Source organism: Pontibacter harenae (genome assembly GCF_020907245.1).
GTDB classification, from domain to species: domain Bacteria; phylum Bacteroidota; class Bacteroidia; order Cytophagales; family Hymenobacteraceae; genus Pontibacter; species Pontibacter harenae.
In genome coordinates, this window is record NZ_JAJJWH010000004.1 from 136003 (window position 1) to 149041 (window position 13039).

At 43.7% G+C, this 13039-nt stretch carries 9 protein-coding genes; 7 read left to right on the forward strand and 2 right to left on the reverse strand.

Features of this window, described 5'->3' with window-relative positions; genetic code table 11:
- Positions 1-173 precede the first annotated feature (173 nt).
- From LN893_RS03740 to aroC, 6 genes are all read left to right on the forward strand, one after another.
- Positions 174-719 (forward strand): RNA polymerase sigma factor, encoded by a 546-nt coding sequence (locus LN893_RS03740; RefSeq protein ID WP_229968427.1) that lies wholly within the window; start codon positions 174-176, stop codon positions 717-719.
- The gene (locus LN893_RS03745) at positions 709-1326 is read left to right on the forward strand and encodes a hypothetical protein (protein ID WP_229968429.1); all 618 of its coding nucleotides are present in this window, start codon (positions 709-711) and stop codon (positions 1324-1326) included. Before LN893_RS03740 ends, LN893_RS03745 begins: the two co-directional genes overlap by 11 nt.
- Before the next feature lie 246 nt (positions 1327-1572).
- Positions 1573-2616 carry a Holliday junction branch migration DNA helicase RuvB gene (ruvB, locus tag LN893_RS03750; protein ID WP_229968431.1) on the forward strand — a complete coding sequence of 348 codons (1044 nt, stop codon included), beginning with the start codon at positions 1573-1575 and terminating at the stop codon, positions 2614-2616.
- A 203-nt stretch (positions 2617-2819) separates the two neighbouring features.
- Positions 2820-3755, forward strand: a complete 936-nt coding sequence (queG, locus tag LN893_RS03755) for a tRNA epoxyqueuosine(34) reductase QueG (RefSeq protein WP_255709866.1) — start codon at positions 2820-2822, stop codon at positions 3753-3755.
- Between the two features lie 684 nt (positions 3756-4439).
- Entirely contained in the window at positions 4440-5879 is a 1440-nt protein-coding gene (locus LN893_RS03765) for a BatD family protein (RefSeq protein WP_229968435.1), read from the forward strand.
- On the forward strand, positions 5876-6955 hold the full coding sequence (gene aroC, locus LN893_RS03770; RefSeq protein ID WP_229968437.1) for a chorismate synthase: 1080 nt from the start codon (positions 5876-5878) through the stop codon (positions 6953-6955). Before LN893_RS03765 ends, aroC begins: the two co-directional genes overlap by 4 nt.
- A 194-nt stretch (positions 6956-7149) precedes the next feature.
- Here the strand turns inward: aroC and LN893_RS03775 are convergent, their stop codons facing one another.
- Positions 7150-8538 carry a sodium:proton antiporter gene (locus tag LN893_RS03775; protein ID WP_229968439.1) on the reverse strand — a complete coding sequence of 463 codons (1389 nt, stop codon included), beginning with the start codon at positions 8536-8538 and terminating at the stop codon, positions 7150-7152.
- A 481-nt stretch (positions 8539-9019) separates the two neighbouring features.
- On the opposite strand from LN893_RS03775, the gene LN893_RS03780 reads away from it, so the two are divergent.
- Positions 9020-9631 (forward strand): NifU family protein, encoded by a 612-nt coding sequence (locus tag LN893_RS03780; protein WP_229968442.1) that lies wholly within the window; start codon positions 9020-9022, stop codon positions 9629-9631.
- A gap of 285 nt (positions 9632-9916) precedes the next feature.
- Here the strand turns inward: LN893_RS03780 and secDF are convergent, their stop codons facing one another.
- Entirely contained in the window at positions 9917-12931 is a 3015-nt protein-coding gene (gene secDF, locus LN893_RS03785; RefSeq protein WP_229968444.1) for a protein translocase subunit SecDF, read from the reverse strand.
- Between the last annotated feature and the right edge of the window lie 108 nt (positions 12932-13039).

The following is a 13039-nucleotide window of genomic DNA, read 5'->3' on the forward strand; positions in this document are numbered from 1 at the left end:
TTGCTTCTGGCTGTAATAAAAGTCTTCATTGTTGCTCTAAGTATTAAACTGGTGCCAAAGCCAGCCTCTCTTACAATCTCTTATAGCTTTTGTTGATATGAAAATCTCTACACACAAACAATTATTGCAGCCAGCAGCAGGGGCTTTTCAGCAACCACAAAAGGACGTAGCCAGTGTCTGAGCAGGAGAAACTTTTTGAACAGGTTGTGCAGGAGAACAAGGATAAGCTCTACCGCATTTGTCGGGCCTGCCTGCCAGGTCGTGATGATGCGAACGATCTTTATCAGGATATCTTGGTAAAGATCTGGCTGAACCTGCATACGTTTCGGGGTGATGCAAAGCTGAGCACCTGGCTTTATCGCATTGCCCTGAATACAGCTATACTGCACAAGAAGCAGCAAAATAGGTATGCGTTGCCTTTGCCTCACCATGTTATAGACCTTCCCGACTCCGCTGTCGAAACTGCCGATAAACAGCAACAGGAGTTGTTGCTGCAGCAATTACACTACTGCATCAGTTGCCTCGAAAAGCAAGACCGACTGATAATTTCGCTTGTGCTGGAGGAGGTGCCTTATAAGGAGATTGCAGAGGTGCTAGGGCTGACGGTGAGCCATGTGGGCGTGAAAATAAACCGCATCAAGCAGAAACTAGCTACTCTAATGGAGCAGGGGAATGGTAAAGAAGTTAGAACAGTTAAAACTAAGAACTATGGACTTTGAGGAAATGCAAAAAAGCTGGCAGATGCAGCAGGCACCTCAGCTATCAGATATAGCAAACAACAAGCCTCTACAAACCTTACTGAAAGACAGAGTGAAGGCTTTGCAGGTAAAAACACTCTGGACCAATATTCTGATGACAGTAGTGCTGTGCCTTACTGCCGCTGCATTTATATTTATTCTGAGGCGCACCTTTACACCTAATACGCGCTGGTTCGATGTAGGTATGGTGGTTATGTTTGGGGCTATATTACTTTCTGCCCTGGCTACATGGCTAAAGTCCGTGCCCTGGAAAAACCTGAAAGCGGATCTTGACAGTCGCGCCTACATCAGCCACTCCCTCAAAAGCTTTCGCTTCCAGCAGACCTCCATCAAGTTAATCACACCCATACAAATGGTTGTTTCTACCATAGGCCTTAACTTGATTTACCTGGATATCTTCTGGAATGAGAGCTGGAAATTTCGCCTTTTGATGAATTTGGGTCTGGTAGCTGTTATGGTGTTGGTTGGAGGCCTTTCTCTGTACTATAGTAAGCTTCGCCACAAAGAACTGTACGAGCCAATTATAAAAGAACTGGAGGAACTAGAGCAAAAACTTAAAGCAGATTAAGGTGTTAACTATCTTTTGGTTAACTAACGAGTTTTTTTGCAGCTTATAATTGTTGATGCAAAATGGTTATGGCCTTACATCCTGAAACCTTTATACATGTATTGCTAATGTAATTAGATTTATAAATGAATACTATAAAATAATTAGCAAAAATAGTAACTTCGTGTGTGCTTTTGGAGCGAATTAACGCTTGTAACTGTTATCTTTAGGAACAGCAAAAGCTGAGGAAATAGCATACAAATTAACATGAGAGAAGATTATCTCACTGGCGATAACGAACACATGTCGCCAGCCGAACGCGATATAGATAAGGCGCTCCGACCGCTTAGCTTCCACGATTTTACTGGGCAGGCGAAGATAGTGGAGAACCTGAAAATATTTGTGCAGGCGGCCAGGCGCAGAGGCGATGCCTTAGACCACGTGCTGTTGCACGGTCCTCCAGGTTTGGGTAAAACTACCCTTTCGCATATTATAGCCTCTGAACTGGATGCAGGTATAAAAATGACTTCTGGCCCTGTGTTGGATAAGCCAAGCGATCTGGCAGGCTTGCTTACCAACCTCGACCCGAACGATGTATTGTTCATTGACGAGATTCATCGCCTGAACCCGATTGTGGAAGAGTACCTGTACTCGGCCATGGAAGACTATAAAATCGATATTATGCTCGATTCAGGTCCGAATGCCCGTTCTGTGCAAATCAGCCTGAACCCGTTTACGCTTATTGGAGCAACCACACGTTCTGGCTTACTAACGGCTCCACTGCGTGCCCGATTCAGCATAAACGCACGCTTGGAGTATTACGACGCAGAACTGTTGACCTCTATTGTTAAGCGTTCAGCTACACTGTTAGGTTCACCGATACATGCCGATGCCGCTTTCGAAATTGCACGCCGTAGCCGTGGTACACCACGTATTGCCAACAACCTGCTACGCCGTACCCGCGATTTTGCGCAGGTAAAGGGCGATGGAACCATAACTGTTGAGATTGCTAAGTTTGCTCTGAACGCTTTGGATGTAGATTTTAATGGTCTTGATGATATGGACAATCGCATACTGGCCACCATTATTGATAAATATAAAGGCGGACCTGTCGGAATATCAACTATAGCCACAGCTTGTGGAGAAGAAGCTGAAACAATAGAAGAGGTATACGAACCGTTCCTGATACAGGAAGGCTATATAAAACGTACAGCCCGAGGCCGAGAGGCAACAGAACTGGCCTATCGCCACCTTGGCAAGATACCGCCGCAGCAGGTGTTGTCAGGTGGGCTGTTCAATCAATCTGAATAAGTTTACTGTTTGTGAAATACTTAAGAAGCAGGCTTTCGGCCTGCTTTTTTATTTTCCTGTGCTATGAGAGCAGCAGACAGAAAGCGAAGTGGTGCTTCACCCACCTGAAACCTTTGCAGCCCAAAGAATCCTTCAAAAAGCAGTGGTTGGATTTATTTTAACTTAATTTTGTTTACCTACCAACTTAGCGTAGTTTTTATAGTTTGAGCAAAGAGAAATATACATACCTGATAAAGCAGAAGGCCAAAGAATTGGGGTTTATGTACTGTGGAGTTTCCAAAGCAGATTTTCTGGAAGAGGAGGCGCCGCGGCTAGAACGTTGGCTGAACCAAAACATGCACGGGCAGATGCGCTACATGGAGAACCACTTCGACAAACGCCTGGACCCAAGGTTGCTTGTAGATGGAGCTAAATCTGTCGTGTCGCTTTTGCTAAATTATTTTCCTGAAGAGAAGCAGTCGGAAGAAGATACCTATAAAATATCGAAGTATGCGTACGGCACCGACTATCACTTTGTGATAAAAGACAAGCTGAAGGAGCTGCTGCAGTACATCAATGAGGAAATAGGAGAAGTAGGAGGGCGTTGCTTTGTAGATTCGGCTCCTGTGCTGGATAAAGCATGGGCCAAGAAGAGCGGCTTAGGCTGGGTTGGCAAAAACAGCAACCTGATCACTCCCCAAGTCGGTAGCTTTTACTTTATAGCAGAGCTGATTATAGACTTGGAGTTGGAGTACGATGGACCTATAAAAGACTACTGCGGCTCGTGCACCCGATGTTTAGATGCTTGTCCAACGGGAGCCATTACAGAGCCCTACGTTGTGGACGGCAGTAAGTGTATCTCTTATTTCACCATAGAACTAAAAGACCAACTGCCACAGGAAATGAATGGCAAATTCGGCAATTGGGTTTTTGGCTGCGACATTTGCCAGGATGTATGTCCGTGGAATCGATTTAGTAAACCGCACACCGAACCCGCTTTCACGCCTAATGGGCAGCTCCACAAGATGAAAACCCAAGACTGGAAAGAATTAACACACGAGGTTTTTTCTCAGCTGTTCAAGAAGTCAGCTGTGAAGCGGACAGGATACAATGGCCTCCTGCGTAATATACGCTTTGTGGAAGGAGGCCTAAATGAGTAATGTTAGCTTCAAGCAGCGGATTTAATGAAGACCTTGTTTAGAATGCGAAGATACATTCCAGAAAATTGCTGGTAACACCATTGCTCCAGCTGCTTTAACTCGTCGGTGAGTAGTACTTTCAGAGCTTTTTTTAACTCTTTCTCAAACAGCACCTTATCAAAGCTTACCTTTAATAAAATGGTTTTTACGTATTCTAGCATTGCATGAAAAGAACTATTGGTGATTTTATCTGTTGCATTTTACGTTGTAAAAATAAAAAAGTAAGTAGTCACTTACAAGTAATTTTTCTGATTTTTACATATTTTGTACTGCAATATTACTGCGGGTATGTTACCCTATTGCTGCCTCTGCATTGCTAAATTATTAAGTATGATATAGATAGAAGTGCAATAAGGTCGGGATTCTTGGTAAGTAATACTAAGTAGTAGTTGTTGAATTAGTGTGTTTTATTGGATTATTCTTCTAAGGTTTCTTTGGTGCTTAAATGACTCTGTAGTATTATAACTAAATAAGGTTAAATAGGCTTTTAGATTAGGCAAATTTGCTGCAGAAGCTTGAGCACGTAATAAAAAGGGGGTTAAGATGGAATAGCCACATGTATAATGCCTGCTGATAGGGGTGTTAGTGTTAGAAATTCTTAAATTTGGTATTCATACATGCACCTGTTGTTGCGGAATGTTTTTTATGCGTCTTTTATCTATCTTAACCTTTCTTTTTGTATTGTTTGTAGTGCCCGCCCTGGCGCAGCAAGCAATCATTGGGCTAGGTAAAAGCCCGCTTCCCATAAACCAGTACTTCACTGTTTCCATTAGTGCGCAAGACCAGCCAATAAAAGACTATACTCCCTTTCCTGAAATTGAAGGGTTTAAGAAGAGTAGCAAGTTTTCTTCTACCAAAACAATCATTACGGGAGGCGAAACAACAATAATTTACACCATCACTCAAAATTATGCGGCCTTGGATGAAGGCGAGTACGAGATAGAACCCTTCAGCATGAAGGTAAATGGGCAGACCGTGCAAACAAAAAGGATGGTATTAAAGATTACGCCTATGGTTGTGTCAGACTTCGCGGTTGAGGATGATGAGCAGGCCGTAGAAGAGGCAGAAGAGGATATAACAGAGCCAGAGTTTATCAACAAAGATGATAATGCCTTTCTAACGCTTTACCTTGACAAGGAGGAAGTGTATGTTGGAGAGGGAGTAAATGTTGCTTTATACTTTTATCTGGCCGAAGAAGACCAGCGGCTTTTGGAGTTTTATAATTTCGAGGAGCAGATAACGACACTTCTGCGGCAGTTAAAACAGCCCAATGTATGGGAGGAGGCTTTTGACTTTACGGAAGTAACGCCAGAGCATATAACAGTGCAGGGGCACCCATACCTTCGTTTTAAGTTGTATGAGGCTGTGCTGTACCCTATCAATTCAAACCCGATTAAGTTTCCTGCTTTATCGTTGCAGATGATCAAGTATAAAGTAGCTAAAAATCCAAGTCTGCTGACAGAGGATCGGCAGGAAGGCTATAAAACATACTTTGCCCGCGAGCGTGAGGTGCTGGTGAAAGAGTTGCCGCCACATCCGCTCCGAAATATGGTGCCAGTAGGTAACTACAGGCTGCGCGAAAGCTTATCTAGCCGTAAAGTCCCTGTAAATAAAAGCTTCAATTACCTCTTTCAGATAGAAGGGGAGGGGAACCTGGCAGCCATAGTATCACCTACTCCTACACCACCAGCGGCTTTGGAGCTTTACCCTCCAGATATAAGGCAAGATATAACCAAGCGTGCAGGCCGTGTTACTGGTGCAAAAACTTTCACCTATCATGTATTGGCACGAGAGCCTGGTAACTATAACTTAAGCGATGTGGTAGAGTGGATCTATTTTAACCCCACCACTGCTACTTACGATACCTTACAGGCAAAACTGACAGCCAGTGTGGTAGGCCAACGCGATAACAATGCCATGATTCTTTCTCGGGATTTAGGGCCTTTTTATAAAATAATAGACAATGAAGATGCCACGCTGCAGAGTTTGCATCAGGTAAATGATATAAAGCGGTACACGAATATAATTTTAGTTGTACTTTTGGCTATCTCATCTTTTGTATTCATCAGAAGTAAAAAACAATGAGCAACTCCTACGGAAAACTTTTCCGAATTACTACGTTTGGCGAGTCGCATGGTGCGGCTGTTGGTGTTATAGTAGATGGCTGCCCTGCAGGCGTTGAAATATCGGTAGAGGAAATACAGCATGCGCTGGATCGCCGTCGCCCTGGCCAGTCTAAAATCACTACTCCCCGTAAAGAGGAGGATAAGGCAACCATACTCTCAGGTGTTTTTGAGGGCAAGACTTTAGGTACGCCTATAGCCATGGTGGTAAACAACAAAGACCAAGCAAGCCACGACTACAGCCATATTGAGCATGCCTTCAGGCCATCGCATGCAGATTATACCTACACGGCCAAATACGGCATCCGTGACTACCGCGGCGGCGGACGCAGTTCTGCCCGCGAAACAGTAGCACGTGTGGCAGCAGGTGCCTTGGCTGCTAAAATGCTGCAGAAGTATGGCATTAGCGTGCAGGCGTATGTGTCGCAGGTGGGAAGTATAAAAGTGCAGAAGCCTTACACGGAGCTAGACCTGAACCAGATTGATGCGAACATTGTACGCTGCCCAGACGGTGCGGTGGCTTCTCGTATGATAGCGCTGATAGAAGATGCACGTGATAGCTTGGATACTATTGGTGGTGTGGTGACTTGTGTGGTGAAAGGTGTGCCAGCAGGTTTAGGAGAGCCCGTTTTCGATAAGCTGCATGCAGAGCTCGGAAAAGCCATGTTGAGCATCAACGCTGTGAAAGGCTTTGAATACGGCAGTGGCTTTGAAGGCGTGAAGATGAGAGGTTCTGAGCACAACGATCAGTTTTACACCGATGAAGAAGGTAATATTCGTACCCGTACGAACCATTCTGGCGGTATTCAGGGCGGTATAAGCAATGGCCAGGACATATACTTTAGTGTGGCCTTTAAGCCTGTGGCTACTATTCTGCAAACACAGCAAACCATAAATGATGCTGGAGAAGATATAGAACTGAAGGGCAAAGGACGCCATGACCCATGCGTGCTGCCACGTGCAGTGCCTATTGTGGATGCCATGGCCGCGCTGGTGCTGGCTGATTTCCTGATGCGCCAGCAGGCAAATAAGATTTAATTTCTATATAGGTTGAAAGGCTTTTAGATGTTGTAGAAAAAGGCACTAAGTATAGTTGTGCTGCTTACTTAGTGCCTGTGTAACATGGTCAGAGTAAACCTAAGTATACCTGTAAAAAAGTAGAAGTTTAGATATAAAGCAAGAAGGCCGCCCCTGAAACAGGAGCGGCCTTCTTGCTTTAAATAGTCTTTATTTTAAAACAGATGCAGATGAACCACCAGGAACCATATCAGCACAAGCGCTGGTAACAGGAACGGAATAGAGTAACGCAGGATGTAAGCGAAGAATGATGGCATTTTAATACCAGCACTTTCAGCAATGGCCTTTACCATGAAGTTCGGTCCGTTACCGATGTAGGTGAAGGCTCCAAACAATACAGCAGCTATTGAAATGGCCTCTAGCAAAATAAGTGTTCCAGGATCAGCACCAGTGCCAGTTGCAAACTGCCTAACCTCTACTACGCTGTTCTGTGCCATGTCATACTTGGCCATAGCCAGCGACAGGAAGTTAGCATAAGTTGGCGCATTATCTAAGAAGCCAGAAAGTGAACCAGTTGCCCAGTAAAGGAAGTCTGGAGTGATATAAGCAGAGAACTCTGGTGATGAAGCTATTTCAGCAGAAAGCTGTAATGCTGGCATCATCGTAAAGAAGATACCGAAGAACAGGAACACAACCTCCAGAATAGGGTGGAAGTTAAACTGGTTTCCAGCCAAGGCTGTTTTGCTGGAGTTACGGTAGCAAAAGAATGCAGCCCCTAGCTGAATGATCTCACGCAGGAATGAAAACTTATTGCCGTCGTAGTAAATGTGTGGTAATGTGTCAATTACGTTAGGGTCCAGGAAAATGGCCCCAATAATGATAGCTAACCAGAAAAGGTTACGTTTACCTGTAACATAAAACTCTGTCTTTTCATCGTTTTTTGCTACTACCTCAGGTTTCGGAGTAAATGCAGTTTCTTTGTTGCGGCTATCTATAATGAAGAAAATAAGGCAAAGAACAGCAATAGCCAGCGCCCAAGGAACAAATAGATGCTGTAGTGTCCAGAAAAACGGTACACCTTTCAAGAAGCCGATGAACAATGGTGGATCGCCAAGAGGAGTAAGCAAACCACCCGCATTACTTACTATAAAAATGAAGAAAACGATTTGGTAAGGCTTAATGCGGTGCACGTTAAGGCGTATAAAAGGCCTGATCAAAAGTAGAGACGCACCTGTTGTACCCACTAAGTTTGCCAATACGGCTCCTACTGCCACAAGCGCCACGTTCATAAGCGGAGTGGCTCTGGCATTGATATTTATATAAATGCCACCAGCTGCTATATAAAGTGAACTGAGCAGTACGGCAAATGATGCATACTCAAAGAACGTGTGAATTGGCATGTGCACGTCATGCAAAACAAACAGATAGTAAGCCAGTACGGTAAGGCCTAAAGTAACTGCTACTTTTTTATAGTTGTGCTCCCAGAAGTGCCCAAAAAGCACAGGGCCACTGGCTATCATTGCAATTAGTATAAGAAAGGGAATAATTAGAAAGCCTGGAGCGGCGTGCTGGTTTTGCACCAGTAAGATATAATTGTTTGGCATGTTACACTGCGGTATTTGTCAGTACAAGATTTTAACTGCACCGCAAAGTTACATTTTCTGAGTTAATTTACTAAGTCTGGAGACTGGTTCTGGATGTGGTTGTAACATTCATTTGATTATCTGCATAAGTGTAAAACTTGTTAAACATAGTTACGAAGCTTTTAATGAGAGCTTTACCCTGTAGGTCAGGAGGAGGTAGTATTTGAAGGAAGGACTGGTGAAGACTGTCATTTTATCCGTTCTTTAAGTGTGCCAAGGGTGTGGCTAAAGACAATAGGGGATAAAAGAAAGTATTTTTGGGTTTTCAACCTTAACGAGCGTCTTGTTTCTATTTTAGAATGATTTTTGCTATACCTTAAACTAGTTAGTAAAACGCTGCTTTCCCCCTGGGTGAGGCATGGTTTAACTACTTTCAGAATTATTGATTAATTTTGGAAACTTAAAGACATAAGTACTAGTTTTAATTAAAATAGACATCACTATGATAGATAATAAAGAAAAAGTGGTTTCGGTATATGCTGAGGCCAACCCAAACCCAGAGTCGATGAAGTTCGTGATGAACGTGCAGCTACTGCCAGAAGGGCAGAGCGTTGATTATCCAAACTTGGAAAGCGCACTTGAGTCGCCGTTAGCACAGGAGCTTTTTAACTTCGATTATGTGTCACGTGTTTTTATTGCCAGCAATTTTGTAACAGTTACAAAAGATTCTGGTTTGGAGTGGGTAAAGCTTATTCCAGAGCTGCGCACTTTCCTGAAGTCTTATATAGAAGCTGGTGGACCTGCCTTTAACGAAGGATTCGAGGCAAATAAAAAGACTGAAACAGCAGATGCTGGAGAGGCAACAGCAGAAGATGCTGCCATTTCTCAGAAGGTAATAGACTTGCTAGAAAATTATGTGCGTCCTGCAGTAGAGCAAGATGGTGGTAACATCACATTCAAATCGTATAATAATGGTGTGGTAACCGTACATTTGCAAGGTTCTTGCAGTGGCTGCCCATCTGCAACTGTAACACTAAAGGCTGGTATCGAAAACCTACTAAAGCGTATGGTACCAGAGGTAACAGAAGTAGTTGCTGACGGTGTAACTGTGTAAGCATTTTATAGAAAGATTAAATAGCAAAAGGCCAAGCTCGAGTACTCGAAGCCTGGCCTTTTGCTTTCTATCAGTCTTGAGTTACTTTATTCCAGAGCCGTATCTAATATTCAAACAAGAACATTCGCTGATTAGAATTTACTCTCATTCACTGGTGTTGCTCCAACAGTCAAATATCTTACTCCTGTACAGATTAGCTAATCAGGAACAGGAATGGAATATTATATAAAACAAGAAAGCCCCAGGCAACTGCCTGGGGCTTTCTTGTTTTATATAAGCTTACGCTTAGCGAGCTTGCTGTGCTACTTTCGCGCTAGCTACTGGCGTGTTTTCTTCTTTAACTGTATCCACTACAATTGGAGCAGCGATAAACAGGGAAGAATAAGTACCGAAAGCCACACCTATAATCATGGCAAGAGAGAAGCCTCTTAGAACCTCACCACCGAATATGAACAGAATTACTACCACTAAGAATAAAGTAAGGGAAGTAATAATGGTACGGCTGAAAGTGCTAACCAAAGCTGGGTTCACAACGTCTCTAATGCTCTGACGTGGGTTGTTTCTCATGTATTCACGAATACGGTCGAAGATTACAACCGTATCGTTAATAGAGAAACCAATGATTGTTAGAACCGCGGCGATAAACACTTGGTCCATTTCATATGAAATCCCGATTAGGTCAAGTATAGAGAACACTGCAATAATCATCAGGGCATCGTGTAGCAAGGCTACAACACCACCCAAACTGAACTGCCATTTAGCAAAGCGGATCATTACATAAACGAAGATACCTACTAAGGCAAGCAAGATAGCAACTAACGCCGTCTGCTGAATATCATCTGCCATGGTAGCTCCTACTTTAGATGAACTTAGCACCTCAGGGTTAAGATTGCTGTATTGTTCTAAACCGCCCAATAAAGCAGTTCTTACTTGCTCATCGGCCTGCGTGCTTTCATCATCAGCCAGGTAACTAGTAATAATTTTCAAGCGGTTTGGCGCGTCGTATGTTTTCACTTCAGTTCCTTCGTTGCCAAAGTCATCGATAAGCGAAGAACGAACTTCAGATGCAGATACAGACTCGCTAAATTCTACTACATAAGAACGTCCACCTCTGAAGTCAACACCTAGGTTGGGACCGCCGTTGATAAACATGGCTACAAAGCCAAATACAATTACGCTTAAAGAGAATGCATAAGCTGCTTTTCTGTACTTCATTACATCAAACTTGATGTTTCTGAACATTTTGTCTGCCAACGAAGTAGAGAACGACAGTTTGCCACCTTTCTTAAAAGTACCTTCTACAAAAAGTCTTGTAATAAAGATAGACGTGAAGAAAGAAGTTGCAATACCGATCATCAACGTAATGGCAAACCCTTTTACAGGACCAGATCCGAAGAAGTAAAGTATAAAACCTACCAGGAAGGTAGTTACGTTCGCATCCAAAATAGTCATGAACGTCTTATCATAACCTTTGTTGATGATCTCACGCATGCTCAGACCGTTTCTGGCCTCTTCGCGCATACGTTCAAAAATAAGTACGTTCGCATCCACTGCCATACCCAAAGTAAGCACAATACCTGCAATACCAGGCAGCGTAAGCGATGCACCAAACTGAGCTAGCACGCCCAAGATAAAGAACACGTTGAACAACAAGGCAAGGTCGGCAATGAAACCACCACGGCTATAGTAAGCAATCATGAAGATTACTACTAATACTAAACCTGCCAGTGTAGAGATTAGGCCTTGGTTAATGGCTTCCTGACCAAGAGAAGGACCAACTACTGCTTCTTCCACAATACGAGTAGGAGCAGGCATTTTACCAGCCTTCAGGATGTTGGCAAGGTCTTGTGCTTCTTCAATTGTAAAGTTACCGCTGATAGAAGACTGACCACCTGTAATCGCCTCGTTTACGTTTGGAGCAGAGTATACATAGTTATCAAGTACGATAGCGATCTGGCGGCCTACGTTTTCTTCTGTTAAACGAGCCCATTTCTTGGCGCCTGTAGGATTCATGCTCATGCTAACCTCTGGCTGGCCATTCTGGCCGAAGTCACCACGCGCATCGTTTACAGCATCACCTGTCATAGGCGCCTTTCCGTCACGGCCTTTTTTGATAGCGTAAAATTCTACAAACTCCTGGCGGTTATCACCTACCAAAGGTTTCACTCCCCATAAGAACCTCATATTTGGAGGGAAGATAGAGCGAACTTCAGGTCTGTTGAAAATTTCGTTGATTTTTGCTGTGTCGCGTACGTTCGCTCCAAGGCCACCAGGCATTTGCGTAAACAAGCGTGCTAATACGCTGCTTTGGTTAGCTGCTAAAGAGTCTAAAGTAGATGGGTTTGTTGCTGTGTCGGCCTGAGCGATGGCAGTAGAGTCGATAGCAGAAGAATCTGAAGCAGCGGCTGCTGCCAATACATCATCTGTAGCGTCTGTAACTACTGCCTGGTTGCCTGCTGCCTGTGTTAAAGCATCCTCGTTTGAGCTAGCAGTGTTCAGGTTAAGCTTACCAGCCTTTTCTTGCTGTGCCAGATACTCATTTAATTGCATAAAGTACGGAGAGAACTCCTGAGGAGACCATACTTCCCAGAACTCCAGGTTAGCCATACCCTGCAACAGTTTACGTACACGGTCAGGGTTATCAACACCAGGAAGTTCTATTTGAATACGGCCACTGGCTGTACCTTTCAGGCGCTGAATGTTTGGCTGGTTAACACCAAACTTGTCTATACGCGTGCGCAGGATGTTAAAAGAGCGGTCAATTGCATCTTCAACCTCCTGATCAATTATATCAAGCACTTCTTGATTTGAAGATTCGTAGCTGATTTTGCCACGGTTTGCAGTATTAGAAAAAATTCTGCTTAAGCGGCCCTCAGGGCTAATTTCACGGTAAGCTTCGCCAAAAAGTGTTGTAAAACTTGCCTGGCTGTTTTTCTGAAGTTCTTGTGCACGTTCCAGTGCTTTCAAGAAATTAGGATCTTTGCTGTTGCCAGACATTGACTTGATGATTTCTACAGGAGAAACCTCTAGTACCACGTGCATACCGCCTCTAAGGTCCAAACCAAGGCTTAGCTCGTTTTCTTTTACTTCCTGGTAAGTATAGCCCATATATACAGGCTCTTTCCATACCGAATCCAGATAAGCCTGCTGTTTTGTAAGGTCTACGTTGCCCTGTGCATCAGTAGCGTAAGCTTCTGCATCTTTCTGCACATTTCGGGAAACCAGCGAGAATGACAGATAGTAAAGGCAGAGTGCCGATACGATAACCGTCAGAACAATAATTAACGTTTTATTCCGCATTGTTGGTTAATGAAAAAATATAAAGTTGGTTGATTTACAAGTATAGAACTACCGCTCACCTAAACAGGCAACCGATATAAGCTGCCAAGTGTTCCTTTTTTAGGTAGT

Bases quoted from the DNA above. Each gene is read 5' to 3' on its own strand.
- secDF (WP_229968444.1), bottom strand. From the start codon at position 12,931: ATGCGGAATAAAACGTTAATTATTGTTCTGACGGTTATCGTATCGGCA.
- ruvB (WP_229968431.1), top strand. From the start codon at position 1,573: ATGAGAGAAGATTATCTCACTGGCGATAACGAACACATGTCGCCAGCC.
- aroC (WP_229968437.1), top strand. From the start codon at position 5,876: ATGAGCAACTCCTACGGAAAACTTTTCCGAATTACTACGTTTGGCGAG.
- LN893_RS03745 (WP_229968429.1), top strand. From the start codon at position 709: ATGGACTTTGAGGAAATGCAAAAAAGCTGGCAGATGCAGCAGGCACCT.
- LN893_RS03775 (WP_229968439.1), bottom strand. From the start codon at position 8,538: ATGCCAAACAATTATATCTTACTGGTGCAAAACCAGCACGCCGCTCCA.
- LN893_RS03780 (WP_229968442.1), top strand. From the start codon at position 9,020: ATGATAGATAATAAAGAAAAAGTGGTTTCGGTATATGCTGAGGCCAAC.
- LN893_RS03765 (WP_229968435.1), top strand. From the start codon at position 4,440: ATGCGTCTTTTATCTATCTTAACCTTTCTTTTTGTATTGTTTGTAGTG.